Source organism: Mycobacterium sp. 852002-51163_SCH5372311 (assembly GCF_001667115.1).
Taxonomy (GTDB): domain Bacteria; phylum Actinomycetota; class Actinomycetes; order Mycobacteriales; family Mycobacteriaceae; genus Mycobacterium.
Genome location: NZ_LZIJ01000186.1, coordinates 16,048 through 42,734, shown reverse-complemented (window position 1 = coordinate 42,734; position 26,687 = coordinate 16,048). Strand labels below are relative to the sequence as shown.

The window sequence follows — 26,687 nt, the reverse complement described above, 5'->3', positions numbered from 1 at the left end:
CCGCCCACCAGGTCGAGCGTGTTTCCCGACAGCCCGTCATGTGCGGCTTTCCAGTACGCCGCCCGCAGCGCGGCCGGTGGTAGATGCCCGACCTTCGCACCTCGCAAGCGCTCGTCGAGCGCCGTCATGACGGCGGCTCTGATCAGGTTGGCCAGCAACACCGTCTCAGCGACCGTTGCCGGCACGTCGGCCACCCGCACCTCGATCGTTGGGAAGTCTGCCGATGGCCGCACATCCCAATAGATCATGCCGGCATCCAGGATGATGCCGGTGTCCACCAGCATGCGCACCGTGCGGTCGTACTCCTCGATGGAGGAGAAGAACGGCGGCGGGCCCGCGGCCGGCCAGCGTCTCCACAAGATGCTGCGCCAGCTTGCGTAGCCCGAATCGGTGTTTCGGTACAGCGCCGAATTGGCCGACAAGGCAAGCAGCGACGGCAGCCACGGCCGCAGCCAGTTGCTGGCGTGGATGGCGGCCGTACGGTCTGGCACCTGCACATGCACGTGACAACCGCAGATGCCCTGTTCGTGTGCGACCATCCCGTACTCCGCCCCGATCCGCTGATAGCGCTCGGTGTCGGTGACCGGGAACTTGTGCGGCGTGACAGGAGGCAGCCCCAGCGCCAGCAGTTGAGCTCCGGCGGCCTCGGCGGACTGCGCTGCGACCCGTCGCAGCCTGGCGAGTTCCGCGCCGAGTTCGGCGCTGGTTGTCATTACGGCAGAGGTGGTTTCGACCTGACAGCTGCTCAGTTCCAGTTGCAGTTCGACGCCCCGGCGCTTGGCCTCCTCGGCCACCGCGGTGTTGAGCGGGATCGGCTCGCCGGTCAGCGGATCGGCGAGCAGGAACTCTTCCTCAACGCCGACCGTCGCAATGCCGCTCACCTGGCCTCCACCTGGCAGTGGCGCTCATGTCGCGCGAACTACCCACGCGACGATACGGCAAAACTTGGATCCGCCACCGACGTCAAAGTCTCAGGACGGCCAGGCAGACTAGCCGGCGAGCGTTGTCGCGAGTGCCGAGTCCGCGGTCGGATAAGTGGGCAGCAACTCGGTGAGGCCGCAGGCCTTGAGGACTCTGCCGACGAGTGGCTGGCGGGCAACCAGACGCAGTTCGATACCGCGACGGCGGCAGCGTTCCGCTTCGTCGGCCAGAACGGCGAACGCGCAGCAGGCCATGAAGTCCAGACCGTTGACGTCGATGACGAACGGACCCGGCGGGGTGACGACGCCGGCCGCCTCCCTGATGAGCTGTTGCCAGGTGCGCTCGTTGTGGGCGTCGACCTCACCGCCGGCGTTGATGAGCACCGCCGGCCCGCTGCGGTCGGTGGTCGCTCTCAGGGTGCTGTTCGGATCGCCGAGTTCGTAGACGAGCCGCGTGCTGAGCATCAGGTGTGTGGAGATGGGTTCTGCTATAGCCAGGCGCATTGTGGACTCCCTCATCAACTGGCGCGAGGCGCCAGGATGGATGCCCGTCCTGTTGTCTGAAGACAGACTTTCCGCAAGTGCGGAATCTCATTTGTATAACAAGACAGGGCGGTCTGTCTACATGTTCGGGGCTGTGGTTATCGTAAGGATCGTTATGACTAGCCTCGACCCGGCGACGCCGGGAGCGTCGGCCCGGGAGCGTATCTTGGGTGCGGCGTATGAGCTGTTCAGCCGGCGTGGAATCCGCGCGGTAGGTACCGACGAGGTGATCGACCGGGCGGGCGTGGCCAGGGCAACGCTGTACCGTCACTTCGCGACGAAGGACGACCTGGTGCTGGCCGTTTTGCAGCGTCGCGAGCAGCTCTGGACTCACGGCCTGATCGAGGAGCAGTCGCGACTGCGCGGCGAGACCCCCGAAGAACAACTGTTGGCCATCTTCGACGTCTTGCACGACTGGTTCCAGAACCGCGACGGCTATGAGGGTTGCTCGTTTATCAACGTGTTGCTCGAGTTGGGACCGGAACACCCTGCCGGAAAGGCCTGCATCAGCCACATCGACAATGTCCGCGACATCGTGCGCCAGCGGGCTGTGGCGGCTGGGCTGAGCGATGTCGAGGACTTTGCCTGGTCGTGGCACATCCTGATGAAGGGCGCCATCATTCTCGCCGCCGTAGGCGACGTGAACGCGGCTCGGCGCGCCCAGAAGATGGCTCGTTACCTCATCGAGGAGCACCGGCCGGCGGCCGAATAGCGCTCAGGCGGCATCGGCGGCCGTGCTGTTGGCCTTGCGGTAGTGCTCGGCTTCGAGTTCGGCGATCGCGCGGGATGTGCGTTCGCGCAACAAGATTGCAGCGGTGATGCCGCAAACGATGGCGACGACGAGCGCGATCCACGAGAAATCCTGCATCCAGCGTTCGGCGGCTTCGCCGGCGAAGTACACCGCCGCGGTGGTGCCGCCGGCCCAGCAGATGCCACCGGAGACGTTGGCCACCAGGAAGCGTGGATAGGGCATTTTGAGGGCGCCGGCCAGCGGGCCGGCAAAGATGCGCAGCAAAGCGATGAAGCGGCCGAAGAACACCGCCCGGACACCCCAGCGGTTGAACAACTTTTCGGCCAGTGCGACATGCCCGGGACCGAAGTGCTTCGGGAAGCGCTGGCCAAGCCGATCGAACAGCGGCATGCCGAACCGGCGGCCGATCGAGTAGCCGATCGAGTCGCCGATCACTGCGCCGATCACCGCGGCGGCCCCCACCCCAATCGGATTGACGGCCAGGTCGTGGTGCGCCGACATCAGCGCCGCGCTGACCAGCACGATCTCGCCCGGCAGCGGGATGCCCAGGCTCTCGATCCCGACCACCCCCCCGACGACGAGGTACACCAGGATCGGCGGGATGGATTGCAGCATGCCCTGGACATTCATTCGTACAGAATGCCTGACCGGAGCTGCATGTGCGGTTGGTATGGCGAGCAGACGCAAAGGCACGCAATTTCGACCCGATATCCGTGCTTTTGCGTCTGCTCGGCACTATTGCCGCATGGAATTCAATCTCGCGCAGGTCTTCGGCGCAGTGGCGGCGGCCAACCCGGACCGGGACTGCATCGTGTTCGGGGATCGCCGCCTCACTTTCGCGCAGACCGCCGAACGCGCCCGCCGATTCGCCCACGCGCTACACGAGTGGGGCTTCGGTGCGCGACGGGAACGCTCCGAGCTGGCGCCCTACGAATCGGGCCAGACCCACCTCGGCCTGTACATGGCGAACTGCAACGAGTTTCTCGAGGCCATGCTGGGCGCATACCAGGCCCGGGTCGCGCCGTTCAACGTCAACTACCGGTATGTCGCCGATGAACTGGTGTATCTGCTCGGCAATGCGAATGCCGACGCGATCATGTATCACGCACGGTTCGCCCCGACGCTCGCCGAGGCGCTGCAGCAGCTGGACCGCCGGCCGCGCCTGATCCATGTCGAGGACGGATCCGGAAATGATCCGCTATCCGGCGCGGTGCACTACGAGGACTTGCTGGCTTCCATGTCCGGGATGTCGGGGATCCCGGAGACGCTCGACGTCGTTCCTTCGCCCGACGACCTGTATGTGCTCTACACCGGCGGCACCACCGGGCTGCCCAAGGCGGTGCTCTGGCGCCAGCACGACATCTACATGAACGCCATGGGCGGGCGGACGTTCGGCACCAGCGAGATGGTGACCAGCCTGGAGCAGATCGTAGAGCGCTCGCGGCCCGAGGGCCCGGGTTCGATGACCGCCGCTCCGCTGATGCACGGCGCGGCGCAATGGGCCGCGTTCATCAACCTGTGCGCCGGACGGCCGTTCGTCATGGCACCCACGACCACTCATCTCGAGCCAGCCGAGGTCTGGGCGCTGGCCAGCCGCGAACGCGTGGTTTCACTCTCGATCGTCGGCGACGCTTTCGGCCGGCCGCTGGTCGACGAACTCGAATCCGGCGACTACGACCTGTCCGGCCTGATGGTCCTTGTCACCGGCGGCGCCGCGCTGAGCGCACCGGTCAAACAACGATTCCTGCAGCTGCTGCCGCACCTGACGATCATGGACACCGGCGGGTCGTCGGAATCCGGAGCGCAGATGGGACGGTTTTCCAACCGTGTGCAGACCTCGTGCGGCCGGTTCGCGCCGAATCCGGGCGCGGTGGTGGTCAGCGAGGACTTGACCAGAATCCTGTCGCCCGGTGACGACGAGATCGGCTGGCTGGCCCAGCAGGGTCTGATTCCGCTGGGCTACCTCGGCGACCCCGAGAAGACCGCGAAGACTTTCCCCGTCATCGACGGTATCCGGCATTCGGTGCCGGGCGACCGGGCCCGCTGGCACGCCGATGGCCAAATCGAGTTGCTCGGAAGGGATTCCGTCACCATCAACTCCGGCGGCGAGAAGATCTTCGCCGAAGAGGTCGAGGCCGCCATCGCCGAGCATCCGGCGGTCGCCGACGTGGTGGTGACGGGTCGCCCGAGCGAGCGGTGGGGCAACGAAGTTGTTGCACTCGTCCAGTTGGCGCCCGGTGCACAAGTCGACGCCGACAGCATCGTCGCCGAGGCCGCCCGCCACATCGCACGCTACAAACTGCCCAAAGAGGTCGTCTTCTGCGCCAAGCTGCAGCGTTCACCGTCGGGCAAGGCGGATTATCGATGGGCGAAAGCCCAAGTGGCACAGACTAGTTGAAGAAACCAGACTGATTGTCACCGGAGTTGAAGCCGCCTGAACTGCCGTTGCCGGAGTTCCCCACACCCGAACTGTTGTTGCCGGAGTTGAACAGTCCGGCGTTGTAGCTACCGGCGTTGCCGAAACCTGAGTCCGCAAAGCCGGTGTTGTAGAACCCGACGTTGCCCCGCCCACCCGAGTTGTGGAATCCGGAGGTGAAGCCGAAGGGGGCGTCCGTCGTGTTGCTGAAGCCAGAGCTCTCGCTGCCGGTGTTGTTGAACCCGGACAGATTGCTGCCGGTGTTGTTGAAACCGGAGTTGACGGCCCCGACCGGGGTGTTCGGACTGCCGAAGCCGGTGTTGTAGTTGCCCGAGTTGAACAGTCCGGTGTTGACGCTGCCCGAATTGAACATGCCGGTATTGAAAAACCCCGAGTTGAAGAAGCCGGTGTTGGTGCCGTAGCCGGTGTCGTATGGGGCGAGGTCGGCGAAGTAACCGCTGTTTCCGATGCCGGTGTTTCCAGAGCTGGCGTTCCAGAAGCCCACGTTGTTGAAGAACGCGTTTCCGGCGCCGACGTTGTTGCTGCCGGCGTTACCGAAACCGAAGTTGTAATCGCCGCCGATGCCGAAGCCGGTGTTGACGGCGCCAGCGTTCCAGAAGCCGGTGTTGGTGGCACCGGCGTTGCCGAAGCCGAAGTTTCCGTTGCCCGAGTTGAAGAAGCCGACGTTGTTGTCGCCCGAGTTGAAGAAGCCGATGTTGTTGTTGCCGGAGTTGCCCAGACCGAGGTTGGCGAGGCCGGAGTTCAGTGAGCCGATGCCGATCTGGTTGTCGCCGGTGAGGCCGAAGCCGATGTTGTTATTGCCGTTGTTGCCGAACCCGAAGTTGGCATTGCCCTTGTTGCCGAAGCCGACGTTGGAATCGCCGATGTTGCCGCTGCCGAGGTTGGCGGAACCGGTATTTCCGCTGCCGACGTTGGTGTTGCCGGAGTTACCGCCGCCCCGGTTGCCGTCGCCGATGTTTCCGCTGCCCAGGTTGCCGTTACCGGACGTCAGGGAGAACTGGTCTGAGTGCCCATTTCCGCTGCCGAAGTTGAGATTGCCGATGTTGCCGTTGCCGACGTTGGTGTTGCCGGCGTTCCCGCTGCCGACGTTGGTATTGCCCCAGTTGCCGCTGCCCAGGTTGCCGTTGCCGAGGTTACCGCTGCCCAGGTTCGTGTTGCCGTAATTGCCGCTGCCCAGGTTCAGGTCACCGGTGTTCCCGCTGCCGAGGTTGACGTTGCCGGTGTTTCCGATGCCCAGGTTTCCCGCGCCGTTGCTGGTCAGGCCCGCCAGCGACGCCAGCGGCTGCTGCCAGGACGTCAGCTGTGCCGCGGCCGCCGAGGCTCCGGCGTGATAGCCGGTCATCGCGGTGATGTCCTGGGCCCACATCTCCTCGTACAGGCCCTCGACGGCCGCGATCGCAGGGGCGTTCTGCCCGAACAGATTCGACGTCACCAGCGACACCAGCTGCGAGCGGTTTCCAGCGATCGCCGCCGGATGCACCGTTGCCGCCCGCGCCGCCTCGTATGCGGCAGCCGTTGCTTTGGCCTGCCCGGCTGCCCCCGCGGCCCGCGCTGCCGCGGCGCTGAGCCACCCTGCGTAGGGTGCCGCCGCGGCCGTCATCGCCGCCGCCGCAGGGCCCTGCCAGGCCGCACCCGCCAAACCCGACGTCACCGAACCGAACGACTCGGCTGCCGAACCTAGCTCGCCGGCCAGCCCCTCCCAGGCCGCCGCTGCCGCCAGCATCGGGTCCGAACCCGCGCCGCCGAACATGAGCGCCGAATTGACCTCCGGTGGAAGCACCAAGAAATTCACCACGTATGCCCTTTGCCCTGGACGAGTCGACCGTATTTGGACCGTAGAACCGTATAAGAAACCCGCCGCCACCAATGAGGATTTTGGCGAACTCGGTCCGGTCAGGGCAGAAAGTGCCAAGGTAGCCTCACGGTCATGCAGAAGAAGGGGCAGCGGGATTCGAACGCGCCGGCTTCGCCTGCGCCGCAGTACCCGATCGAGTCCGTCGACAATGCGCTGAAGCTGCTGCTGCTGCTGGGCGAGCAGCCCCAGATCCGGTTGAGCGAGGCGACCGCCTACCTGGGTGTGGCGTCGTCCACTGCGCACCGGCTACTGGCGATGCTCACCTACCGCGGGTTCGTCCGCCAAGACCCGGTGTCCAAGGCGTATCTCCCGGGGCCGGCGCTGACCAGCGTTGCGTTTGCGATCTTCGGCCGCATCGATGTTCCGGCGACCGCCACGCCGATCATGCGCAGCCTCAGCGAACGTCTGCGCGAAACGATCCATGTCGGCATGCTCGACGGCGCCAGCGTTCGTTTCGTCGCGGCGGTCGAGGGTCCGGCCGCGGTTCGCGTTGCTTCCCGGCTGGGACGTACGATGCCGGCGCACTGCACCTCGACGGGCAAGGTCATGCTGGCCCAGTTGCCCGAACCCGAAGTGCGGCAACTACTTCCGTACGAGAAGCTGGAGCGCGTCACCGCGCGCTCGATCGGTAACCGCACCGAGTTGGAGGCCGAGCTGTCCCGGATCCGGGAATGCGGTTATGCGGTCAATCGCGAAGAGAGCGAGGAAGGTGTTGCCTCGGTTGCGGTTCCGATACCCACACGGGCTCCGGGATTGCGCCTTGCACTGAACGCAGCCGCCCCGCAGAACCGGCTGGACAGCTCGCAGTACACCACCGTGGTTGCCGCACTTGTGGAGGCAGCCAAGGAAATCGGCGACCGATTGGGTTAGTCGTCCGCTCGGGTTAGTCGGGCGATCTCGTGGCGCCAGGCCGCTTCGGCGGTGAACGCAGAACCCAGGTCGGGCAGGTCTTCCCAGTCGGCATCGTCGATATCACGCAAGGTCCCGCCGGCTGCGCGCACCCGCAACGACATCCGGGCCAGCTCGTCGACGCTCATCGCCTGCAGCACCGCCTGTTGCACAGTGGTTGCGGCGCTGGTGATTCCGTGCCCGCGGCAGATGACCACGGGTGCACCGCGCATGGCGGCCACCATTTCCTTGCCCAGCCGCGAGTTCCGGATGAGCACCGCCCGTTCGTAGACCGGCACCCCGACACGCGCCAGCCTGGCGCCGGGAATGTCGTAGGCGCCGTAGATCGGCCGGATCACGATGCCGGCCAGATCGGCGGCGACGACGGCGGGCGGATGCAGATGCGCGACGGCCCGGTGATGCGAATTCGCGAGCATGGTTTCGACATGGATGGGCAGCTCATTCGGCACCCGGTAACCGTCGAGTTCGCCGTCGGCCGCTGGGCTGCCGTCGAATCGAACGAGGCGGATGTCGGCGGGCCGGGTGAAAGCCACCCCGCTGTCGCTGTCACTTCGGCAGCGGATGAGCAGGCGGTCGTCGTCGACTCGCAGGCTGAGGTGACCGAGGATCCCGTCGACCAGTCCGCGGGTCGCGGCGACCCGGCAGCCCTGCGCCACCAAAGCCCGTTGCTGGTCTAATGATTCGGGCGCCGTCATGTCGACTTGGCTCGGCCCATGCGAAATCCGCCGTCGGGGTGGATGGTCTCGCCGGTGATCCCATGGGAGCGGTCGGAGGCCAGGAACACGAAGCTCCACGCGTGGTCTTCGGCCGACATCGCGACGTTCAGCGGTGTGCGTGCGGCCAGGTCGCCGGCCCGGTCGGGGGTGTCGCTGAGGCGGACACCGTCCATCCCCAGGCTGGTAAGGCCCCGCAGGTCGGTGTTCAGTGTGCCGCCCGGGGCCACCCCGTTGACGCGGATGCCCGGTGCCAGCTCGTGCGCCAGCGCGGCCACCAGCCCACGGACGGCGAACTTCGACGACACGTACAGCACGCCACCGCGTCCGGGGTAGAACGACGACGTTGACTCGGTGAGCACGATCGAGGGTCCGGTTCCGGCGCGCAGCCACGGCACCGCGGCCTTGACGGATTGCAGGTGGCTGAGCACATTGGTCCGGAACATTTCGTCGAACGCGCTTGATAGGTCGTCGGCGTTGATGTCGGTGATGCCTTTGTAGAAATCGAACACGCCGACGCAGTTGACCAAAGTGTCCAGGCCCCCATAGGTATTCACCGCGACGTTGACGGCCTGCTCGTTGGCCTGCCGGGTGACGGCATCACCTTCGACCACCGGCACTCCGGGCAGTTGCTCGCGCAGCATGTCGCACTTGCGTCGATCTAGTTCCAGCACAGTGATTCTCGCGTCCTCGGCGAGAAATGCGTCTGCGACGGCGCGGCCGATTCCGGATCCGCCGCCGACGATCAGCGCCCGTTTGCCGTGCAGCCACTCGGTCATGGTTGCGATTCCACCACATCATCGCCGTCGGGCCTGTCCGGTTGCTCGCGCTCGTCGGGCTGGTCCGGTTCGTCAGGTAGCAGCGGCGCATAGGAATTGCCCACCATCGCCGCCAGGGTGCGAGTGTTCTGCCACGTCAGTGCCTCGACTTCGAGCGCGTCGAGGGTAATCCACTGTCCGGACTTGGGCGAGGTGATCAATAGCCGTGACCCGTTGCGGGTGTCGACACGGCGCACCACCACCTCAGTGAATTCGTTTGCGACCGTGAGTGGTTCGCCCACGGCTCCGTCCAGTAGCCGGGCGACTTCGGGGTTCACAGGAACACCGCCAGATTCTGCATGCGCAACACCGACTCGTCGACGTGGATAACGCGGCGCGCCAGTTTCCACGTTTTGGTGTCGTTGTACCAGCGCAGCAGGTCCTCACGGCCGCAGGACACCAGGGCGCTCGCGTTGACATCTCCTCGGCTGCGGAACAACAGTTCGGCCGATTCGACTCGGAGATGGCCTGGATCCCCCCATTCGAAACAGCGCACGTTGGTGATGAAGTGGCGCAGACGCGACGGTGGGTCCTCGGTCCAGGCATGTTCGGTTTCCAGCCGCGCGACCCGCTGGCTCAGCGAATACTTGTCCTCATCGAAGTGGGACATTCCGGGCTCCCTACCAGCCAACGTGTCGAAGCCGGCACCGCGTGCGGTGGTGACGCGAACCGGCATCAGGTACTGAATGTCGTAGGTCAGCGTGTCCAGCCACAGCCGGTACTGCTGGGCATCCAGCAGATAGGCTTCGTCCACCAGGAACTGATGCGCCTGCAGGTGCCTAATATCGTTGAAAGGCAATGCCTTTCGTGGCAGCTTGGTGCTCATCGGGGAACCGTGGATTCCAGTTGCTCGGCCCACATTTTGAGCAGCTCCCGCTGGTTGTACTCGTTGTAGCCGACCTGGGCGCGGCCCGGGCCGTGGAAGGCCGCTGGCGGCAGCGCCTCGATGACCGGGCGGTCGTCGGCCAGCAGGCCCATCCGGCTGTTCAGCAGCAGCCGTCGCGCCATGGAGCCGCCGGCGGTGGTGGTCAGCGACACCCAGTTCTCCACGTCGTCCTGCTCGAACATTCCCGTCGAGCCGAAGCACATCAAATAAGCCTTGTACGAGTCTTTCTTGAAATCTGCGGGCGCCGAGGAGTCCACGGCGAACCACGAGCAGACCTCGGTTTCGTTCTCACTGATCGGCTGCCAGAGCCGGATCGAGATGAAGGGCAGGACTTCTTGGTCCCTCTCCCCGGCGCGATCGGAGTCGTGCGGCTCGTCCCGAACCCGGGGCCAGTTGTGTACGAAGCTCAGGTTCGGGAAGCAGGTGGCGGCCGAGATCATGAATCCATCCTCGCCGACGACCCGCTGCTGCCGTGGCGACCAGACGTCCTTGATACGGCGGATCATCTCGTCGGGGTAGCCGACGTAGCGCATCCGCTCGTCGAAGCCGCCGGGCGGCAGCTTGTAGGTGGTCCCCCCGCCGCGGTGCGCCCAGTAGGTGGCACCGTCCTTGCGCTTCTGGGCTTTTGGCTCGCGGAACAGGCCGATGTCGACGATCGAGGCGTGCGTGTGCGGAGTGTGGTACATGTCGCCGGAGAAGTTCTCGGCGCCGATCTTCCAGTTCGCCTTGATTCGCCAGCGCTGCGGGCCGCGCAGCTCGAGGCCGCCGGTGCTCTGCTTGGTGTAGAAGTCCAGGTAGAACCTGAAGTCGCCGAGGAACTCGTCGAGCGGCTGCGCGTCGCGGTCCAGGTTGATGAACAGCAGACCGTTGTAACTGGCCAAATTGGGTGCGGGCAAGAGGGTTTGGTCGCTTTTGACGAATCCTTCGTCGCCCCCGTAGGCGTCTTTGTGGAACGGCAATCCCGTGAGCCGGCCGTCGTTGCGGTAGCTCCACCCGTGATACGGGCAGCGGAAATTGGAGGCGTTGCCCAGTTCCGCGCGACACACCTGCATGCCGCGGTGCAGGCACATATTGAACATTGCACGTACATGTCCATTCGAATCCCGCGCGATGATGAACGAGTCGTCGAGCACCCTGCGCACCACGTAGTCGCCGTCCTGCGGGATCTCCGACTCGTGCGCCACGAAGATCCATGCGCGGCTGAACAACCGCTCTTTCTCCAACGCGAACAGCTCTTTGTCGTTGTAGATATGGGCGGGGACCATGCCCCGGCGGATGTTCTTGGAAAGGTCGGAGACGTCGCGCTGGTCTATCACTGGACGCAATCCCTCCGGTTGTGTCTGCTCTACAGAGAATCACTCTTGAAAACAGAATCCCTGGTGCGAGCGTGGTAGTCAATGCGCCAGTTGATAGCCCCACGTGCCGTTGAGCTAATTCACAGGTAGCTCACAACGACAGGTCGTGGGTGCCGTCCGACCGCGACACGCTACGGTGGTCACAATGTACGTAGACACGGATCTATTGGTGTTATTTCGCCGATAATGCGTGAACAGCATGCTTTCTAATCCGCAGTTGAGGAAGGACTGATGTCATGGCCGGTCGGTCTCGGCACGCCGAAGGTCGATTGCAGAAGATCGGAACTCAAGTGCTGGCAGCGATTGGACGGCAGGAATGGCTGGATCGGCCCAGCTATCGGCTGGAGCACGCGCTCAGCTTCGCCTACAACGCGCTGGGCGGTGCGCGTAACCGCGTCACCAACGCGCTGCACGGCGTCTGGCTGGGGCACCCGGTGCACCCGCCGCTGGCTTCGCTGACCAGCGGGGCACTCGGTACCACCGTCGCCCTGGATGTTCTGAGCTTGCTGCCGGGCCGGCCCGCCACCGAGGTCCTCGATGCCTCAATATTCGCCACGCGCTCGCTTGGGCTGGGAATTCTGGCAAGCGTCGGCTCGGCGGTCACCGGCGTCACCGACTGGCAACACACCCACGAGGAGGATCGTCGGGTGGGGCTGGTGCACGGCGTGGTGAACCTGGCCGCGACCGCGCTGTACGCGATGTCCTGGTGGGACCGGCGGCAGGGCCGCCACGGTCGCGGGATCGCGCTCACCGCGCTGGGCTACGGCATCACCGTCGGCGGCAGCTACCTGGGCGGGGCGCTGGTGTTCGAGTCCGGCATCGGCATCGACCAGTCCGGTGAGCGGCTGCGCACCAAAGAATGGACGCCCGTGCTGCCCGCGAGCTCGTTGAACGGAAGGCCGGTACGGGTCGAGGTCGACGGCGTCGGGCTGGTGGTGTGTCAGACCAAGCCGGGGGAGATCAAAGCGTTTGGTGAGTTCTGTCCGCATCTGGCCGCGCCGATGGCCGACGGGTGGGTCGACCGAGGCCGCATCGTCTGTCCCTGGCATGGCTCGTGGTTCGAGGCCGAGTCGGGAGACGTGCTACGCGGCCCGGCGGCGGCCCCGCTGCCGTACTACGAGGCCCGGTTGGTCGACGGAATGGTCGAGGTCCGCGGTGGCAAGCAGCCCGGTTTGGGCGAGGCGGCAAGGATCGCAAAAGGAGGAGCCAAGTGAACGCCTACGACGTTTTGAAAGAGCACCACGTCGCGTTGAAGGGGCTGGGCCGAAAGGTCAGCGAAGCGCCGATCGACAGCGAAGAGCGCCACGCGCTTTTCGACGAGATGCTGATTGAGCTCGACATCCACTTCCGCATCGAGGACGACCTGTACTACCCGGCCCTGGCGGCGGCCAGCAAGCTGATCGCGGTCGCCCACGCCGAGCACCGCCAGGTGATCGACCAGCTTTCCGTGCTGCTGAGGACCCCGCAGAGTGCGCCGGGTTACGAGGACGAGTGGAACTCATTCAAGACCGTTCTGGAAGCCCATGCGGACGAAGAAGAACGCGACATGATTCCCGCCCCGCCTCCGGTTGAGATCAGCGACGAGGAGATCGAGGAGCTGGGTGACAAGATGGCCGCCACGATCGAGCAGTACCGCGGCTCCGCGTTGCACAAGCTGCGGACCAAGGGACGCGCCGCGCTGGTACGCGCACTGTAGACGGCGCGTTGGCACCAGTTTCGTGAAACTAACTGGCGCAGTTGGTTTCGTCGTCAGCAGTAACGAGATACGTCCCATGTCCTTCGACGACTAGGTCGCCGTGGAACCGCAGTACTTCGCTGACCAGGCCATCGTCTTGGTTGCGATAAGCGATGACGACAGTGTCGATGCCCTGATAGACGTTCTCGACGACGAAGTGAAGCTGCGGAATGCGTTGCAGCGCCTGGTTCCAGTAGTGGCGTAGTGCGGGCTTGCCGCGAATCACTCCTGCAGTCTCGGGTAGGAGGTTGGCAGCCACGGGTGACGTGAATACAACGTTCTCGTCAAAGTGCTCGAGGACGGATTCAACGTCATGGGCATTCCACGCCTCTACCCATTGCCGGCTGAAGGCAACTGGATCAATGTCCACCGTGGGCACTGTAGTGGCAGCAGGATCAGTGGCCCAAGTGGTTTCGCGACCAGGTAACCTCAGCTCTCGTGAAAGCCGCGTCGGGGCCCGTTGCGTCGCAAGCTGACATCAGCGTGGAGATCGCGTACATCGCAGCCGAATACCAACGCGCCGGCAGCAGGCAAGCCCAACCGCTGCTCGACTATCCGCCGTACCGCAGCAGCACGCTGCGACACCCGAAACACCCGCTGCTGGTCGTCGACCCCGAGGAGGTCGAACGCTGGGCGCCGTGCTTCGGGCCGCAGGACGTCGACGCGCTCGACGCCGACCTGACCGCCGGCCATGCGGGCGAGCCGATCGGGGAGCGCATCGTCTTGACCGGGCGGTTGCTCGACGGCTCGGGCAAGCCGGTCGCGGGCCAGCTGGTCGAGATCTGGCAAGCCAATGCCGCCGGTCGTTACCACCATGAGCGCGACCAGCATCCGGCTCCGCTCGACCCGAACTTCACCGGTGCGGGCCGTTGCCTGACCGGGGCGGACGGCAGCTACCGGTTCGTCACGGTCAAGCCCGGTCCCTATCCGTGGGGCAACCATCACAACGCGTGGCGGCCGGCGCACATCCACTTCTCCGTCTTCGGAACCGCTTTCACGCAACGCCTGGTCACCCAGATGTATTTTCCGGGCGACCCGCTGTTCGACTTGGACCCGATCTGCCAGTCGATCGTCGACCCCGTTGCGCGCCAAGGGCTGATCGCAATGTACGACCATGACGTCACCGAGCCCGAATACGCGACCGGCTACCGGTGGGACATTGTGCTGTCCGGCAGCTACCCGACTTGGACCGAGAGCTCGCACAGTGGCTGAATTGTCTTGCACCCCAGGGCAAACGGTCGGGCCGTTCTTCGGCGTGGCCTTGCCGTATCGCGGCGGCGGCTCGCTGGTCAGCGACGCGCACCCGGACGCCGTTCATTTGCACGGAACGGTTTACGACGGCGCGGGCCACGGGGTCCCCGACGCACTGGTCGAACTGTGGCAACCCGACAGCGCGGGTCGCATTGTGCGACAAGCCGGTTCGCTGCGCCGTGACGGATCCGGGTTCACCGGCTGGGGCCGCGCCGCCACCGACTCCGACGGGCGTTACGTCTTCACCACGGTGCGGCCCGGAGTGGCGAGCAGACGCAGAATCGCACCACGCGGGCCTCGCGCGTGCGATTCTGCGTCTGCTCGTCAAGGTAACGCGGCGTTCTTCGCGATCGCGGTGTTCGCGCGGGGACTGCTGAACCGATTGTTCACCCGCGCCTACCTGCCCGGCGCTGATCTGGACGCCGATCCGCTGTTGTCCACCGTCGACCCGACGAGACGGGCCACCCTGCTGTGCGCCGCCGAAAGCGGTTACCGTTTCGACATTCACCTGCAGGGGCCGAACGAGACGGTGTTTGTCACGTTTGAGGACGATCCAGGCGATCCGAGATGACGAACCTGTTGTGGCCCGGAGACGATCGGGCCGGGCCGCTCATGACGGACCAGGCCTTGCTGCAGTCGATGGTCGCGGTGGAATCGGCTTGGCTCGGCGCGCTGGCCGCCGCCGGTCTGGCGCCCGCCGACTGCGCCGGCGCCGACCTGTGGCACCTGCTGGGCCGGCGCGACTGCGAGCTGCTCGCGGTCACCGCCGAGGACGGCGGAAACCCGGTCATCGGCCTGGTGTCGCTGTTGCGTGAACGGGCGATGCCGGCGATCGCGCCCTGGATTCATCGGGGACTGACCAGTCAGGATGTCCTGGACACCAGCCTGATGCTGGGCTTGCGTGACGTCGTCGATCGTGTGATAACCATTCTTGCAGAACAGGTTTCGACGTTGTCTGCACTGGTGTCGGCCCACCGGGCCACACCGATGGTGGCCCGCACTTTGACTCAGCATGCCGCTCCCACGACGTTCGGCGCCAAGGCCGCCGGCTGGCTCGACGGAGTCGTCGACGCCTATCGGCAGATCAATGCGCTGGTCATCCCGGCGCAGCTCGGCGGTGCCGTCGGAATCTGGTCTGCGACCACCGAATTGGCCACTTTGCTGACCGGCGCTGCCGAGCCGGCGGCGGTGGCCGAGAACGTGGCACGAAGTGCTGCGGCCACTTTGGGCTTGGACTTTCGTCGACCGTGGCACACCACCCGGACCCCGATCACCGCGGCCGGCGACGCGCTCGTCGGGTGCAGCGACTGCTGGGGCCGCATCGCCTCGGACGTCGTCACCCTGGTCCGTCCGGAGATCGCCGAGTTGAGCGAGCCCGTCACCGAAAAGCGGGGCGGCTCATCATCGATGCCGCACAAGCGCAATCCGGTGTTGTCCATATTGATTCGCCGTGCTGCCATCGCGGCGCCACACCTGGCCGCCATCCTGCACAGCGCCGCGGCGCTGGCCCACGATGAACGCCCGGACGGCGTGTGGCACGCGGAATGGGACACCCTGCGAGTGCTGGCCCGGCGTACCGTGGTGGCGGGCTCGCAGTGCGCCGAACTCCTGGGCGGCCTTCAGGTGCACACCGGTAGGATGTCCGAAAACCTCAGCGGCAGTGATGTTCTCGGCGAACAGAGCGCGATCGCCGACCTCGCGGACAGTGCGCCGTCGCCAACGTATCTCGGTGCCGTCGACCGTCTGATCGACGAGAGCCTGCAGGGCGCACGGCGCGCCCTCGGCGGAGGTTAACGATCGATTCGGCGCAGGACTTCCGTTCTGACAGAAGCGATCTTGTCGCCGAGTACCTCGTAGACCTGCAGCGGCTCCGCCTTGCCCTTGACCTGCATCCGCGGCAGCTCGCGCACCGTGAAGACCTTGCCGGTTGCCTCGTAACACTCCTGGGTGATGAGGACGTTGGTTCTCATCTTCTGATTCAGCGACTCCACCCGGTTCGCCACGTTGACGGTGTCACCGATCACGGTGTACTCCATCTTGCGGTCCGACCCGATGTTGCCGGCGATCAGTGTGCCGGTGTGCAGGCCGACCCCGACGTCCACCTCGACGCCCCCCTGCCGTCGCTGCTGGTCGTTGAAGCGCGAGACCTCCTCAATCATCCGCAGCGCCGCACGGACGGCGCGGGCAGCATCGTCGGGCTTGGGCACCGGCGCACCGAAAACGGCCATCACGGAGTCGCCGATGAACTTGTCCACGATGCCGCCCTCGTCGAAGACGATGTCGACCATGCGCTGCAGGTAGTCGTTGAGGAAGCCGACCACCTCCTCGGGAAGCAGTCTCTCGCTGATCGAGGTGAAACCCCGGATGTCGCTGAAAAGCACTGTCGCGGTGAGCTTTGCGCTCAGCCGTCCGCCGTCCTTGATGTTCAGCGCCTCCCGGACCACGTCGGCCGGCACGTATTTCTGGAAGATCTGCCGCACCCGCTTCTCGGACTCACGCGACTCGGCGACCTCGTCGAACAGCCGGGCGTTCTCGATGGCTATCGCCGCCTGATCGGCGAAGGCGTGCAACAGGTTCTGAGACTCTTCGTTGAACTTCGTCTCGGTGAACTTGCTGTCCACGTACAGCGCGCCCAGGATGCGCTCCTTGAGCCGCAGCGGCACACAGATGAGCGAGCGCACCTCCAAAGCCATGATCGATCTCGAGCCGCGCAGCGAGGTTTGCGCATCGGTGGTCAGCACCGGCTCGCCGGTATCCGTCACGCTGTCGAGTACCGAGCGCGAGATGAGCTTCGAGGGGTCGTCGATGTCGGTACTGTCGCGGTTGCGGGCGACTTTGAAGTCGAGAGCCCCATCCTGCACCAGGATCAGGAAGCCGCGCTCGGCCTTCATCAGCTGGACACCCTTGTCGACGATCGTTTCCAGGACTTTCGACATCTCGAGTTCGCTGTTGAGGGCCTTGGTTGTTTCGATGAGCGCCGTGATGTCACGCAGCTTCTGGCTGGTGATCCGCTGAGATTCCTTGCTCTCGGCCAGCGCAGCTTTGGAAGTTGGAGCCGTGGGTGCCTCGCCGCCCGAGCCCTCGTCGGGCACAAAGTAGAGCACGGTCGAAGCCAGCTGGATGCGGTCACCGGCACGCAGTGTGTGCTCGGTGACGGCCAGGTTGTTCACGTACGACCCGTTGAAGCTGCCGAGGTCGCGCAGCAGCCAGTGCCGACCGCTGCGGCGGAACTCACAATGGCGTCGGGAAAGTCCCGGGTCGTCCAGCCAGAGCGTGTTGTCCGGCGCGCGGCCGACACTGGTCGTGCGGTCACTCAGCTCGACGACGTCATCCTGGTCTCCGCGCAGGACGATCAGCTTGGCCAATAGAGTCCTTCGGACACAAGCCCAGGTTAAGGGCCCTACGTCCGTGAGGCAGCCGAATAGCCGCGATCGCACTCGGCTAGATGGTGGCGACCCGCTGCGCCCGGCTTCGCCGCGCTTGCGATCGCCACTCGGCCAGATGGTGGCGACCCACAGCGCCCGGCTTCGCCGCGCTTGCGATCGCCACTCGGCCACTAGGCCGGATGGTGGCGACCCGCTGCGCCCGGCTTCGCCGCGCTTGCGATCGCCACTAGGCCAGATGGTGGCGACCCGCTGCGCCCGGCTTCGCCGCGCTTGCGATCGCCACTCGGCCACTAGGCGGGTTTGCGGGCCACGATGGCCACGGCCGCCAGTCGCTCGCGGTGTTTGCGGAAGGTGCGGCGCATCCCGAGCACCCGCTTGCGGGCATCCCGATGAACGAGCAGGTTCCGGGCGAACCGCAAGGCGCCGAGCAGCCCTTCGTCGGCGATCACCCGCCGCGGCTCCAGCAGCGCCATCGGCGCGGTCGCGACGTGGTCTACAACCAAGCCGTGGCCGGCCAACAGCTGCGACCATTCCGCAACTGTGAGGGGACGCGCGTTGACTTTGATCGCGCGGGCAAGCGACTGCCGGATCTCGGTGCTGACTTCCTCGGAAACATCGTCGGGGGTCAGCGCCAGTTCGTGGATCGCGTATCGGCCGTGCGGGCGCAGCACCCGGGCCGCCTCGGCGACGATGGCGTGTTTGGTCGCGTCGCCCTGCATGGTCAGCATCGCCTCGCCGATCACGACGTCGGAGCTGGCATCGGGCAACCCGGTATCGGCCGCGTCGGCGACCCGGACCTCGCCGTGTCCCGCGACGACGTTACGAACCAAGTTGGCCGCATCGGGGTCGGCTTCCGCGCCGAGGTACGAGCGCGGCCCGCGAGACAGAATCTCGGTGGCGGTGCGGCCCAGGCCCGGGGCCAGCTCCAGCACGTCGGCATCGGCCACCTCGGCACGTGCCAGCAGGGTGCGGGTGAGTTCGACGCCGCCGGGACGCAGCACCCGCTTGCCCAGTCGGGCCAGCAGCCAGTGGCCCTGCACGTTTTCGTCAGCACGATTCGAAGACGGCAAAGGCTCACTTCGCTGGCCGGGCATCAGACCGCCTGCCGCGCTTGGGGTTTCGCGGGCTCCAAGACCAGCGCCTGGCGCCGGTGGTGCACGGTGAGGTATCGCAACCCGTCGGGACCGGCGTCGAACTGCCGGCGCGAACCCCGCGGCAACCACACCAAGGCACCGGGGAACAGGTCGATGGTGCTCATTTCGGTAGTCAGTGTGCCATTGCCGGACAGCACGTGAATCAACACATCGAGGTCGGGCCCGGAATGTGCGTCGATGCTGCCCGCGGGCGGCAACGCGATGATGTTCGAATCCAGATCGCGGTCACGTGCCTGCAGCTTCCACACCGCACCGGTGGCGTCCGGCTCGGCCCTGAAGTCATGGGTGTCGGCCACGATTCGCGGCAACGGAGTGGAGGCGAGCTTGGTGATGCGGATTCGCCACACCTCGGGCCCTTTGTCGAGGTACTCCCAGCCGTAGCTGCCGGGGTGATCGGCATCGAACTCGTCCCGCAGGTGCCTGGGGTCGTGGTTGTTCACCAGCACGAACGACTCGCCGACCGGCAGTGCCGAATAGGTGGCGAAGATAGTCGGGTGCTTGTCGGGCTTACGCAGCTGCCGGACGTCAAGTTCGTTCTGCGCCATAGTCTCTCCTGTCATAGTTTTTACAATATGGATTGTGTAAACTCTAGCCCATGACGTACGTGATCGGAAAGCCGTGCATCGACGTGATGGACCGGGCCTGCGTGGACGAATGCCCGGTCGATTGCATCTACGAAGGCGGCCGAGCGCTCTACATCCATCCGGACGAATGTGTGGACTGTGGCGCATGTGAGCCCGTGTGCCCGGTCGATGCGATTTACTACGAAGACGACCTGCCCGAGGAGTTGCAACCCTATCTGGCCGACAACGCGGCGTTTTTCGCCGAGACACTGCCGGGCAGGGAGGCGCCACTGGGCTCCCCGGGTGGCGCCGCGAAGGTTGGTCCACTCGGTGTCGACACACCCCTGGTGGCCGCCCAGCCGAGCGGGGAGGACGAACAAGGAGCGTGAGCGACATTAGGCCGAACGAAGAGAACGCGGGTCGTCGCCGCGCGGTGCTGCGGACGTTGCGGGCGTCGACCGTTGCGATGACGATCATCGAGATCGCCGAGGTGCTCGGCGTGCACCCCAACACCGTGCGCTTCCACCTCGACAGCCTGGTCGGCGACGGGCAGGTAGAGCAGGTCGAGCCCGGCCGCAAGGGGCCGGGGCGTCCGCCGCTGATGTTCCAGGCGGTCCGCCAGATGGACCGCGGCGGGACTCGGCATTACAAGCTGCTCGCCGAGATCCTCAGCCTTGGCCTGGCGGCAGACGAGGATCCGAGCGCCAAGGCGCTGGCCGCTGGCCGGGCCTGGGGGCAGAAGGTCGAACCGGGGCTGGAAGCCGAAGCGCTGGAAGCCACCGCGAACGCCGACGATTCGATCGAACGCCTGGTGGACGTGCTCGACGAGCTGGGGTTCGCTCCCGAGCTGCGCACCTCCGGCGGGGAGAGGCAGGTCGGCCTGCGGCACTGTCCTTTCCTCGAACTGGCCGAAACCGGAAGCAAGGTCGTGTGTCCGGTGCACCTCGGGCTCATGCAGGGCGCATTGGAGACCTGGTCGGCGCCGGTCACCGTCGACCGGCTCGAACCGTTCGTCGAACCGGATCTGTGTCTGGCCCACCTCAAGTTGGTGGGTGCCGCACAGTGACCGCCGGGCCGGCTATTGCCGTGGCGGTCACCTTTGTCTGGCTCGGCATGGTGCTGGCCATCTCCTTTTTGGAAGCGCCGCTGAAGTTCCGGGCGCCGAATGTGACCCTGCAGATCGGGCTGAGCATCGGGCGCTTGGTCTTTCGTGCGCTCAACACCGTGGAGGTCGCGTTCGCCCTGGTCATCCTGGCGATTGTGGTGGCCGGGCCGATGCCGGTGCGGATTACCGTCGCGTTCGCCGTGGCGTTCGTCGCGCTGGCCGTCCAGTTGGTCGTTGTGCGTCCCCGATTGACCCCCCGTTCCGACCAGGTGCTCGCCGGTTCGGACGGGCCCCGGTCCCGCGGCCACTGGGCCTATGTGGGGCTGGAGGCGGTCAAGGTAGTCGCGTTGCTTGCGGCGGGGATACTGCTACTGACCGGCTAAGAGAACAAAGCGACCGATCGACTGGTAAGGACTGTCCGATGGAATCAATTTCGTTGACCGGCTTGGCGTCCGAAAAGCTGGCCGAGGCCCAGAAGTCACACAGCGGGCGGGCAGCGCACACCATCCACGGCGGCCACACCCATGAACTTCGGCAGACGGTGCTGGCCCTGCTGGCCGGCCACGACCTCTCCGAACACGAGAGCCCGGGCGAGGCGACGCTGCAGGTGCTGCAGGGCCACGTGCAACTGACGGCCGGCGACGACGCGTGGGACGGCAAGGCGGGCGATTATGTCGCGATCCCGGCCCAGCGGCACGCCCTGCACGCTGTCGAGGACTCGGTGGTCATCCTTACCGTGCTGAAGTCCCAACCCGGCGCCGCCCACTAGTGGCGATCGCGAGCGCGGCGGAGCCGGGCGAAGCGGGTCGTCACCATCAGGACGTGGTGCTCGCTACCGACTGGTCGCGCGGCTTCGGCCTGCGAGTACCGATCGTCAATGCACCGATGGGCGGCGTCGCCGGTGGCCGGCTGGCCGCCGCGGTCACCGCCGCCGGTGGTCTGGGCATGGTCGGAATGGGCAGCGTCGCGACGCCCGAAGCGCTGGCCGCCGAGTTACGGCAGGTGAGCGGAAGATTCGGCATCGGCCTGGTGGATTGGGTGATGCGCAAGCAGCCGGCGCTGTTCGAGGACGCTCTGGCCGCACAGCCCGTGATCCTGTCGGTCAGCTTCGGCACCGATTGGTCCTGGGTCGCCAGGGCCCACGACGCCGGAATCGCCACCGTCACCCAGGTGTACGACGCTCTCGGCGCGCGTCAGGCGGCCGATGCCGGGGTCGACGTCCTGGTGGCGCGCGGAGCCGAGGGCGGCGGTCACGGGGACGTGCGGCTTTCGACGCTGCCGCTTCTCGACGCCGTCTTGGATGCCGTGTCGGTGCCGGTGCTGGCCGGCGGGGGCATCGCCTCGGCGCGCAGCCTGGCGGCAGTCCTGGCGGCGGGTGCGAGCGGAGCGTGGGTGGGCACCCGCCTGGCCGCCTGCCCGGAAGCGCTCACCGGCAACGCCAGCCGTCGGGCCTTGATCGCCGCCGGCGCCACCGACACCCGGGTCACCCGCGTCTTCGACGTGGCGTATGGGCTGCCGTGGGCAGAGCGGTTCCCGTCGCGCGTGCTGGCCAACGAGTTCGTCGCGCGCTGGACTGGCAGGGAGGAGGCGCTGGCCGCAGACCGTTCGGCCGCCGCCGAGCTGGCCGCCGCGACCGCCGCCGACGACCGCCGGATCGCGCCCGTCGACGCCGGTCAGGGCGTCGGGATGATCGACCGCGAGGCAACGGTTGCCGAGGTCATCGACACCATGTGTGCCGGCGCGGAGCGCCTGCTCAGCGCCTGGGGGACGTGAGGCGCGCCTTCAGCACGACGCAACACCTGTTCGCCGCGGGACACAGCTGGGCTTCCGGCCCATGCGGGGCCAACGCCTCGGCCACGCCGGTGATCAGCGCATGGTTCATGTTGCAGGCCAACTCCGTCTGCTCCTGGGCTAGGGCATGGAACGGGCAGTTGGCCAGGTGGACTTCGCCGTCGGCGCGGCGCGGTTCGTAGCCGTGCTTGCGCAGCACTTCGGCCACCAGCTGCAGTCCCGTCGCGGCATCATCCGGGGGCTCGCCTGCGTCAGCACCGATGGTTCTGCCGTAGTCGTGGGCGACCCGGCTGAGGACTTCGAGCACCGGCTCGCCGGTGGCGGCGGACCGGGCGATGGCGGTCGCCATCAGCCGTCCGGCCAGCTCGTACTCGCGCTGCGGCAGGCTCACCGCGATGTCGCGGCCTGCCCTGCGATACAGCTTGGCGGTCCGTCCCGCGCCCGGGCCGGATCGGCCGGTCAACCGTGCGTACTCGGTTTCCAACAGGCCCTCGGCGGTGAGCCGGTCCAGGTGGAATTTGGCCTGGTGGTGCGGAATTCCGACCGCGTCGGCCGCCTGTTCGCGGCTGACCGGCACCGGTTGTGCGCACACGAATTGGTAGAGCTGGTGGCGCACCGGCTCGGCAAGCGCACCGATGCCGGCCGCGTCACGCTCCAAGTCCATGAGTGCGCTCATTTCTAACGGACAAAACACTTGACGCTACAGTTTACTGATTCTAACGTTCACATTATTACCCGTTAGAAACTCAGGAGGAAGTCATGACTACCAGACAAGCCGCCGCGCCCGCATTGGCGGACCAGGTCAAAGACCCCGCATATTCGGCCTACCTGCTGCTACGCACGGTTTTCACGATCGCGCCGATCGTGTTCGGGCTGGACAAGTTCTTCAACCTGCTCACCCACCCGCACCACTGGAGTATGTATCTGGCGGGATGGATCGACGACATCGTTCCGGGTACCGCCGATCAGTGCATGTATGCGGTCGGGGTCATCGAGATCGTCGCCGGTGTCGTGGTTGCGGTAGCGCCACGTTTCGGTGCCTGGCTGGTCGCCGCATGGTTGTGCGGAATCATCGTCGACCTGGTCACCGGACCCGGCTATTACGACATCGCGCTGCGCGACTTCGGTCTGCTCGTTGGTGCGTTGGCGCTGGCCCGGCTGGCGCAGGGCGTGCACAGTGGGAGCATTCGGGTTCCGGGCGGCATCGCACCGCGTTGATCGATCGGAACGTCACACCGCGCGCAGATAGCGCTTGGCGATGACGCGCTGAGCCAGTGTCACCATCGGCCCGCCGGCCTTGCTCCACCAGGTGCCCGGCCGGGAGAACGCCGACACCTCCGCGAACACCGCGGAGGTGTTCGGGTCCCGGCGGACCGCGAACCGTTCCTCGCCGCACTCCGGATGGCCCGGCAACGTGCCGTACGCGAAGCCGCGAACGTCCGGTTCATCGATGACGTAGACGACCCGGCACGGCGCGCGCATCAAGCCCAGCATCGTCACCACCACTACCGCGGAGACCACGACGACGTCGGAGCTCGCCTGCACCCGCAGGCCGGCTCCGCGCTGCATGCCCCAATGCATGACGGCGTCGGCCGCCTGCTCGAAACGCTGGTCTCCGGTGCCGATCTGGGCCGACACGCTGAGGTGGTGATAACCAGACGGGAGCTGGGCCGCCCCAGTGGCGCCCACCTCCCGATATGTCAGCGGCTGATCGGCGAGCGCGTCCAAGTCCACCCGCCCAGCTTGCCACGCGTACGGTCGGAGGGGTGACTGCTGAAGCTTCCGGAACTTTCACCCTCGGCGGCGACTTGACTGTCAACCGACTGGGTTTCGGCGCGATGCGCCTGACCGGCAAGGGCGTCTGGGGCCCGCCCGCCGACCGCGACGAGTGCGTGCGGGTCCTGCGCCGCGCGGCCGAGCTCGGTGTGAACTTCATCGACACCGCGGACTCCTACGGCCCCTACATCTCCGAGGAGATCATCCGCGAGGCGCTGCACCCGTATTCCGGGTTGGTGATCGCGACCAAGGCGGGGCTGCTACGGACCGGCCCCGACGTGTGGATCCCGCTGGGAAATCCGAGCTACCTACGTCAGGAACTCGAGATGAGCCTGCGCCGCCTCGGCGTGGACACCATCGACCTGTTCCAGTTGCACCGGATCGACCAGAACTTCCCGCTGGCCGACCAGGTCGGCGAGCTGGCCACGCTGAAGGGCGAGGGCAAAATTCGCCATATCGGCTTGTCCGAAGTCGACGTCGACCAACTCAACGCGGCTCAGCAGATCACGCCGATCGTGTCGGTGCAGAACATGTACAACCTCACGGCCCGCGGCTCCGAGCCGCTGTTGGACGCCGTAAGCAGCCAGGGCATCGCCTTCATTCCGTGGTTCCCGCTGGCCGCCGGACCGCTGGCCGCTCCGGGCGGCCCGCTGCAGCGCATCGCCGACAACCATGGCGCGACGCCGTCGCAACTCGCCCTGGCCTGGTTGCTGAAACGCTCGCCGGTAATGCTGCCGATTCCCGGAACCTCGAAGGTGGCACACCTGGAGGAGAACGTCGCCGCCGCTGATATCACCCTCACCGACGAGGAGTTCGAGACCCTGGCCGAAGCCGGGGCCCAGCAGAGCGATTAGCCTTCCGCGCCGTCGCGCTGGATGAAGCCGACCAGAACGTCGACGATCGCCGGAATAGCGCCGCGAGTGATGACTTCATAGCCGTGGGTGCTCAGGGTCGGCACGCACAGCAGGCCCGCTCGCGGGGCCAGACCCTTGGCTTTGGATTGCGACGCATCCGACTCGAAGGCGCCCAGCACCGCCGCCTGCGGTGAGAGCCCCAGCCCAGAGGCGACGTCGAGCAAAGCGTCGGCGACGTCCTTGTCGTAGACGCACAGCGCGTCGCTGTAGGCCACGATCGGGCCGCCGCTGCACGTCGTGCCGTACTCGACCTCGGTCGGCCCGACCTCGACCGCCACGGTGAGCTCTCCCGGCAGGGCGCGGCTCGCGTAACAACCGCCGACCCCGCCGATTTCCTCGTTGGTGGTGAACACGAGATAGACAGCGGCCGGGGGGCGGTGCGCTTGCGACAACCGTCGCGCCGCCTGCAGCAGCGCGACCACCGCTGCGCGGTCGTCCATGAAATAGCAGCCGAGATAGTCGCTGAACTCGATCAGCGTCCGTTTGCTGCGATGCACGCACACGCGGGTGCCCGGACCTATACCCTTTTCGGCCAATTCCTCGGGCGTCTGACCGGTGAAGACATAGACGTGGGTCCAATCCAGCGCCTTGTCGCCCTGGTCGGGCTTGGTCTCCCAGATTCGTTGGCTCTCTTTCGTGGTGTGCTCCGAGCCGAGCGTCAGCACCCCGCAGAGGGTTTCGTCGCCGAGTATCGCGACCGGGCCGAGCCCGAAATTGCCGGGGTACATCGTGCCCAGTTGGGTGACGTGCAGCGTGCCGTCGGGCTCGACCCGCTTGACGAGCATCGACAGCTCATCCATGTGTGCCATGACCCGTATAGCCGGGGCATCGCCGCCGCGGATCAACCCGACCAGATTCCCGGCGGGGTCTACCCAGATCTCGTCGACGACTGGCTCGAGCTCGCGGCGGCAGATATCCCGGACGGCGTCTTCCTGACCACACGGGCCGTACGCGCCGAGTAGCTCCTGCAGCAGGTCGCGGTTGAACTCGTGCTCCTCGTTGCCCACCTGGGTTCCCTTCATCTCGATTCCGGGCGGCTCGCCTGGCCCCATGAGTACCCGCGAACCGATGAGCACGCGACACGAGACCGCCCCGATACGGTGTCCTGGTGTCCGGCAAAGCTCAGCATCACCCTGGCGGTGGATTCAATCCGCCCGTTCCGACCACCAAGGGCGGTCCCGACTACGGCCGGTTCATCGACGCGGTACGCAAGCTGCAGGACCACGCTCGGGCCGTCGACGCACCGGACGAGGTGATCACCGAGGCCGCCGACATGCTGGAGAAATTGTCGGACATGCTCACGCCGTTCGACACCGACGAATGGGAGTCGCCGTCGGGACGGCGCATGGACCTACCGGTCCGCGGCAACATCCTGACGATCCCGATGTCCGCTCACAAGACTGACGACGGCCGCATCCAAGGCTGGGCCCGCTTCGCCCGGTTCCATCTGGGACGCAACGGCGCCGTGCACGGCGGTGCCCTGGGCATGCTGTTCGACACCGTGCTCGGGCTGACCACGTCGGTCCTCACCGGCGGCCCCCGCCAGCGCACCGCCTACCTCAAGATCGACTACCGCCACATCGTGCCGATCGAGAAGGAGCTGCAGATCGACGCCGGAATAGACCGGGTGGAGGGGCGCAAGATCTTCGTCTCTGGCCGCCTGAGCGACGGCGACACCCTGCTGACCGAAGCCGAAGCGTTGTTTGTGCGACTCAAGCCCGGGCAGCCGTAAGGGATTGACGGCTTGGGCTCGTCGGGTTCGGCCCCGACGAGCCGCAAAGGCCCCCGATAACATTGCTAGGGCCAGCTAGGTCCAGCTAGGTCC

At 66.1% G+C, this 26,687-nt stretch carries 32 protein-coding genes; 16 read left to right on the top strand and 16 right to left on the bottom strand.

From position 1 onward, the window contains the following. Together A5791_RS22385 and A5791_RS22380 are read right to left on the bottom strand one after the other, a co-directional pair. Positions 1 to 881, bottom strand: an 881-nt coding sequence (locus tag A5791_RS22385; RefSeq protein WP_067241573.1) for a glutamate--cysteine ligase, incomplete at its 3' end; no start/stop codon positions are given. 108 nt (positions 882 to 989) lie between these two features. Beyond that, positions 990 to 1,424 (bottom strand): anti-sigma factor antagonist, encoded by a 435-nt coding sequence (locus A5791_RS22380; protein ID WP_067241572.1) that lies wholly within the window; start codon positions 1,422 to 1,424, stop codon positions 990 to 992. A gap of 154 nt (positions 1,425 to 1,578) precedes the next feature. Here A5791_RS22380 and A5791_RS22375 point away from each other — a divergent pair, with 154 nt between their 5' ends. Next, the gene (locus A5791_RS22375; RefSeq protein ID WP_067241567.1) at positions 1,579 to 2,175 is read left to right on the top strand and encodes a TetR/AcrR family transcriptional regulator; all 597 of its coding nucleotides are present in this window, start codon (positions 1,579 to 1,581) and stop codon (positions 2,173 to 2,175) included. 3 nt (positions 2,176 to 2,178) lie between these two features. On the opposite strand, the gene A5791_RS22370 is transcribed toward A5791_RS22375, so the two are convergent. After that, a complete protein-coding gene (locus A5791_RS22370) occupies positions 2,179 to 2,844 on the bottom strand; it encodes a DedA family protein (RefSeq protein ID WP_067241566.1) in 666 nt (221 codons plus the stop codon). Between the two features lie 115 nt (positions 2,845 to 2,959). Here A5791_RS22370 and A5791_RS22365 point away from each other — a divergent pair, with 115 nt between their 5' ends. Beyond that, positions 2,960 to 4,612 carry an acyl-CoA synthetase gene (locus A5791_RS22365; protein WP_067241562.1) on the top strand — a complete coding sequence of 551 codons (1,653 nt, stop codon included), beginning with the start codon at positions 2,960 to 2,962 and terminating at the stop codon, positions 4,610 to 4,612. Here A5791_RS22365 and A5791_RS22360 read toward each other — a convergent pair. Further along, a complete protein-coding gene (locus A5791_RS22360) occupies positions 4,605 to 6,443 on the bottom strand; it encodes a PPE family protein (RefSeq protein WP_067241561.1) in 1,839 nt (612 codons plus the stop codon). The genes A5791_RS22365 and A5791_RS22360 overlap by 8 nt on opposite strands. Positions 6,444 to 6,578: 135 nt before the next feature. Here A5791_RS22360 and A5791_RS22355 point away from each other — a divergent pair, with 135 nt between their 5' ends. Continuing rightward, a complete protein-coding gene (locus A5791_RS22355) occupies positions 6,579 to 7,376 on the top strand; it encodes an IclR family transcriptional regulator (RefSeq protein ID WP_067241560.1) in 798 nt (265 codons plus the stop codon). Here the strand turns inward: A5791_RS22355 and A5791_RS22350 are convergent. The 5 genes from A5791_RS22350 to A5791_RS22330 are packed head-to-tail and all read right to left on the bottom strand — an operon-like array spanning position 7,373 to position 11,097. Then, positions 7,373 to 8,110: a class II aldolase/adducin family protein gene (locus tag A5791_RS22350; RefSeq protein ID WP_067241556.1), complete on the bottom strand. Its 738-nt coding sequence runs from the start codon at positions 8,108 to 8,110 to the stop codon at positions 7,373 to 7,375. The genes A5791_RS22355 and A5791_RS22350 overlap by 4 nt on opposite strands. Continuing rightward, positions 8,107 to 8,907, bottom strand: coding sequence for a 3-(cis-5,6-dihydroxycyclohexa-1,3-dien-1-yl)propanoate dehydrogenase (gene hcaB, locus A5791_RS22345; RefSeq protein WP_067241554.1), 801 nt, complete (start codon positions 8,905 to 8,907; stop codon positions 8,107 to 8,109). The genes A5791_RS22350 and hcaB overlap by 4 nt, the downstream gene beginning before the upstream one ends. Then, positions 8,904 to 9,224 (bottom strand): dihydrodiol dehydrogenase, encoded by a 321-nt coding sequence (locus A5791_RS22340; RefSeq protein WP_082967077.1) that lies wholly within the window; start codon positions 9,222 to 9,224, stop codon positions 8,904 to 8,906. The genes hcaB and A5791_RS22340 overlap by 4 nt, the downstream gene beginning before the upstream one ends. Beyond that, entirely contained in the window at positions 9,221 to 9,772 is a 552-nt protein-coding gene (locus A5791_RS22335; RefSeq protein ID WP_067241553.1) for a 3-phenylpropionate/cinnamic acid dioxygenase subunit beta, read from the bottom strand. The genes A5791_RS22340 and A5791_RS22335 overlap by 4 nt, the downstream gene beginning before the upstream one ends. Further along, positions 9,769 to 11,097, bottom strand: a complete 1,329-nt coding sequence (locus A5791_RS22330; protein ID WP_067241582.1) for a Rieske 2Fe-2S domain-containing protein — start codon at positions 11,095 to 11,097, stop codon at positions 9,769 to 9,771. Before A5791_RS22330 ends, A5791_RS22335 begins: the two co-directional genes overlap by 4 nt. A gap of 326 nt (positions 11,098 to 11,423) precedes the next feature. Here A5791_RS22330 and A5791_RS22325 point away from each other — a divergent pair, with 326 nt between their 5' ends. Both A5791_RS22325 and A5791_RS22320 read left to right on the top strand, forming a co-directional pair. Beyond that, entirely contained in the window at positions 11,424 to 12,401 is a 978-nt protein-coding gene (locus A5791_RS22325; RefSeq protein WP_067241552.1) for a Rieske 2Fe-2S domain-containing protein, read from the top strand. After that, the gene (locus tag A5791_RS22320; RefSeq protein ID WP_067241547.1) at positions 12,398 to 12,883 is read left to right on the top strand and encodes a hemerythrin domain-containing protein; all 486 of its coding nucleotides are present in this window, start codon (positions 12,398 to 12,400) and stop codon (positions 12,881 to 12,883) included. The genes A5791_RS22325 and A5791_RS22320 overlap by 4 nt, the downstream gene beginning before the upstream one ends. A 28-nt stretch (positions 12,884 to 12,911) precedes the next feature. On the opposite strand, the gene A5791_RS22315 is transcribed toward A5791_RS22320, so the two are convergent. Next, the gene (locus A5791_RS22315) at positions 12,912 to 13,292 is read right to left on the bottom strand and encodes a nuclear transport factor 2 family protein (RefSeq protein ID WP_067241545.1); all 381 of its coding nucleotides are present in this window, start codon (positions 13,290 to 13,292) and stop codon (positions 12,912 to 12,914) included. 68 nt (positions 13,293 to 13,360) lie between these two features. Between A5791_RS22315 and pcaH the strand changes: the two genes are divergently transcribed. The 3 genes from pcaH to A5791_RS22300 are packed head-to-tail and all read left to right on the top strand — an operon-like array spanning position 13,361 to position 15,967. Beyond that, on the top strand, positions 13,361 to 14,134 hold the full coding sequence (pcaH, locus tag A5791_RS22310; protein WP_067241541.1) for a protocatechuate 3,4-dioxygenase subunit beta: 774 nt from the start codon (positions 13,361 to 13,363) through the stop codon (positions 14,132 to 14,134). Next, on the top strand, positions 14,127 to 14,744 hold the full coding sequence (pcaG, locus tag A5791_RS22305) for a protocatechuate 3,4-dioxygenase subunit alpha (protein WP_067241539.1): 618 nt from the start codon (positions 14,127 to 14,129) through the stop codon (positions 14,742 to 14,744). The genes pcaH and pcaG overlap by 8 nt, the downstream gene beginning before the upstream one ends. Next, positions 14,741 to 15,967 carry a lyase family protein gene (locus A5791_RS22300; RefSeq protein ID WP_067241536.1) on the top strand — a complete coding sequence of 409 codons (1,227 nt, stop codon included), beginning with the start codon at positions 14,741 to 14,743 and terminating at the stop codon, positions 15,965 to 15,967. The genes pcaG and A5791_RS22300 overlap by 4 nt, the downstream gene beginning before the upstream one ends. Here the strand turns inward: A5791_RS22300 and A5791_RS22295 are convergent. The 3 genes from A5791_RS22295 to A5791_RS22285 all read right to left on the bottom strand — a co-directional run bounded on the left by A5791_RS22295 (position 15,964) and on the right by A5791_RS22285 (position 19,258). Then, entirely contained in the window at positions 15,964 to 17,538 is a 1,575-nt protein-coding gene (locus tag A5791_RS22295; RefSeq protein WP_067241534.1) for an adenylate/guanylate cyclase domain-containing protein, read from the bottom strand. The genes A5791_RS22300 and A5791_RS22295 overlap by 4 nt on opposite strands. 311 nt (positions 17,539 to 17,849) lie before the next feature. Beyond that, positions 17,850 to 18,653: a class I SAM-dependent methyltransferase gene (locus A5791_RS22290; protein ID WP_067241530.1), complete on the bottom strand. Its 804-nt coding sequence runs from the start codon at positions 18,651 to 18,653 to the stop codon at positions 17,850 to 17,852. Continuing rightward, complete coding sequence (locus A5791_RS22285; RefSeq protein ID WP_067241521.1) at positions 18,653 to 19,258, bottom strand: DUF2249 domain-containing protein; 606 nt, start codon at positions 19,256 to 19,258, stop codon at positions 18,653 to 18,655. The genes A5791_RS22290 and A5791_RS22285 overlap by 1 nt, the downstream gene beginning before the upstream one ends. Before the next feature lie 50 nt (positions 19,259 to 19,308). Between A5791_RS22285 and fdxA the strand changes: the two genes are divergently transcribed. From fdxA to A5791_RS22260, 5 genes are read left to right on the top strand one after another with little or no spacing between them, the layout of a single operon-like run. Further along, entirely contained in the window at positions 19,309 to 19,665 is a 357-nt protein-coding gene (gene fdxA / locus A5791_RS22280) for a ferredoxin (protein WP_067241519.1), read from the top strand. Next, positions 19,662 to 20,342 (top strand): metalloregulator ArsR/SmtB family transcription factor, encoded by a 681-nt coding sequence (locus A5791_RS22275; protein ID WP_067241516.1) that lies wholly within the window; start codon positions 19,662 to 19,664, stop codon positions 20,340 to 20,342. The genes fdxA and A5791_RS22275 overlap by 4 nt, the downstream gene beginning before the upstream one ends. Then, positions 20,339 to 20,764 carry a hypothetical protein gene (locus A5791_RS22270; protein ID WP_067241513.1) on the top strand — a complete coding sequence of 142 codons (426 nt, stop codon included), beginning with the start codon at positions 20,339 to 20,341 and terminating at the stop codon, positions 20,762 to 20,764. The genes A5791_RS22275 and A5791_RS22270 overlap by 4 nt, the downstream gene beginning before the upstream one ends. Before the next feature lie 38 nt (positions 20,765 to 20,802). Beyond that, positions 20,803 to 21,150: a cupin domain-containing protein gene (locus A5791_RS22265; RefSeq protein ID WP_067241511.1), complete on the top strand. Its 348-nt coding sequence runs from the start codon at positions 20,803 to 20,805 to the stop codon at positions 21,148 to 21,150. A gap of 56 nt (positions 21,151 to 21,206) precedes the next feature. Next, the gene (locus tag A5791_RS22260) at positions 21,207 to 22,154 is read left to right on the top strand and encodes a nitronate monooxygenase family protein (RefSeq protein WP_067241577.1); all 948 of its coding nucleotides are present in this window, start codon (positions 21,207 to 21,209) and stop codon (positions 22,152 to 22,154) included. Here the strand turns inward: A5791_RS22260 and A5791_RS22255 are convergent. Further along, the gene (locus A5791_RS22255) at positions 22,135 to 22,848 is read right to left on the bottom strand and encodes a metalloregulator ArsR/SmtB family transcription factor (protein WP_067241509.1); all 714 of its coding nucleotides are present in this window, start codon (positions 22,846 to 22,848) and stop codon (positions 22,135 to 22,137) included. The two genes, A5791_RS22260 and A5791_RS22255, sit on opposite strands and share 20 nt — an antisense overlap. A gap of 83 nt (positions 22,849 to 22,931) precedes the next feature. Here A5791_RS22255 and A5791_RS22250 point away from each other — a divergent pair, with 83 nt between their 5' ends. Beyond that, positions 22,932 to 23,390, top strand: coding sequence for a DoxX family membrane protein (locus A5791_RS22250; RefSeq protein ID WP_067241507.1), 459 nt, complete (start codon positions 22,932 to 22,934; stop codon positions 23,388 to 23,390). Positions 23,391 to 23,402: 12 nt separating this feature from the next. Here the strand turns inward: A5791_RS22250 and A5791_RS22245 are convergent, their stop codons facing one another. After that, a complete protein-coding gene (locus A5791_RS22245) occupies positions 23,403 to 23,906 on the bottom strand; it encodes a DUF1990 domain-containing protein (RefSeq protein WP_067241505.1) in 504 nt (167 codons plus the stop codon). 32 nt (positions 23,907 to 23,938) lie between these two features. Here A5791_RS22245 and A5791_RS22240 point away from each other — a divergent pair, with 32 nt between their 5' ends. After that, the gene (locus tag A5791_RS22240; RefSeq protein WP_067241503.1) at positions 23,939 to 24,802 is read left to right on the top strand and encodes an aldo/keto reductase; all 864 of its coding nucleotides are present in this window, start codon (positions 23,939 to 23,941) and stop codon (positions 24,800 to 24,802) included. Here the strand turns inward: A5791_RS22240 and A5791_RS22235 are convergent. Beyond that, complete coding sequence (locus A5791_RS22235) at positions 24,799 to 25,869, bottom strand: M42 family metallopeptidase (RefSeq protein ID WP_369828120.1); 1,071 nt, start codon at positions 25,867 to 25,869, stop codon at positions 24,799 to 24,801. The two genes, A5791_RS22240 and A5791_RS22235, sit on opposite strands and share 4 nt — an antisense overlap. Positions 25,870 to 25,970: 101 nt before the next feature. Between A5791_RS22235 and A5791_RS22230 the strand changes: the two genes are divergently transcribed. Further along, on the top strand, positions 25,971 to 26,594 hold the full coding sequence (locus A5791_RS22230; protein WP_067241496.1) for a PaaI family thioesterase: 624 nt from the start codon (positions 25,971 to 25,973) through the stop codon (positions 26,592 to 26,594). Positions 26,595 to 26,687: the final 93 nt, after the last annotated feature.

Bases quoted from the DNA above. Each gene is read 5' to 3' on its own strand.
- A5791_RS22290 (WP_067241530.1), bottom strand. From the start codon at position 18,653: ATGCCCGGCCAGCGAAGTGAGCCTTTGCCGTCTTCGAATCGTGCTGAC.
- A5791_RS22285 (WP_067241521.1), bottom strand. From the start codon at position 19,258: ATGGCGCAGAACGAACTTGACGTCCGGCAGCTGCGTAAGCCCGACAAG.
- A5791_RS22335 (WP_067241553.1), bottom strand. From the start codon at position 9,772: ATGAGCACCAAGCTGCCACGAAAGGCATTGCCTTTCAACGATATTAGG.
- A5791_RS22355 (WP_067241560.1), top strand. From the start codon at position 6,579: ATGCAGAAGAAGGGGCAGCGGGATTCGAACGCGCCGGCTTCGCCTGCG.
- A5791_RS22250 (WP_067241507.1), top strand. From the start codon at position 22,932: ATGACTACCAGACAAGCCGCCGCGCCCGCATTGGCGGACCAGGTCAAA.
- A5791_RS22380 (WP_067241572.1), bottom strand. From the start codon at position 1,424: ATGCGCCTGGCTATAGCAGAACCCATCTCCACACACCTGATGCTCAGC.
- A5791_RS22330 (WP_067241582.1), bottom strand. From the start codon at position 11,097: ATGGTCCCCGCCCATATCTACAACGACAAAGAGCTGTTCGCGTTGGAG.
- A5791_RS22370 (WP_067241566.1), bottom strand. From the start codon at position 2,844: ATGAATGTCCAGGGCATGCTGCAATCCATCCCGCCGATCCTGGTGTAC.
- A5791_RS22265 (WP_067241511.1), top strand. From the start codon at position 20,803: ATGGAATCAATTTCGTTGACCGGCTTGGCGTCCGAAAAGCTGGCCGAG.
- A5791_RS22300 (WP_067241536.1), top strand. From the start codon at position 14,741: ATGACGAACCTGTTGTGGCCCGGAGACGATCGGGCCGGGCCGCTCATG.
- A5791_RS22375 (WP_067241567.1), top strand. From the start codon at position 1,579: ATGACTAGCCTCGACCCGGCGACGCCGGGAGCGTCGGCCCGGGAGCGT.
- fdxA (WP_067241519.1), top strand. From the start codon at position 19,309: ATGACGTACGTGATCGGAAAGCCGTGCATCGACGTGATGGACCGGGCC.
- A5791_RS22350 (WP_067241556.1), bottom strand. From the start codon at position 8,110: ATGACGGCGCCCGAATCATTAGACCAGCAACGGGCTTTGGTGGCGCAG.
- A5791_RS22365 (WP_067241562.1), top strand. From the start codon at position 2,960: ATGGAATTCAATCTCGCGCAGGTCTTCGGCGCAGTGGCGGCGGCCAAC.
- A5791_RS22325 (WP_067241552.1), top strand. From the start codon at position 11,424: ATGGCCGGTCGGTCTCGGCACGCCGAAGGTCGATTGCAGAAGATCGGA.
- hcaB (WP_067241554.1), bottom strand. From the start codon at position 8,907: ATGACCGAGTGGCTGCACGGCAAACGGGCGCTGATCGTCGGCGGCGGA.
- A5791_RS22255 (WP_067241509.1), bottom strand. From the start codon at position 22,848: ATGAGCGCACTCATGGACTTGGAGCGTGACGCGGCCGGCATCGGTGCG.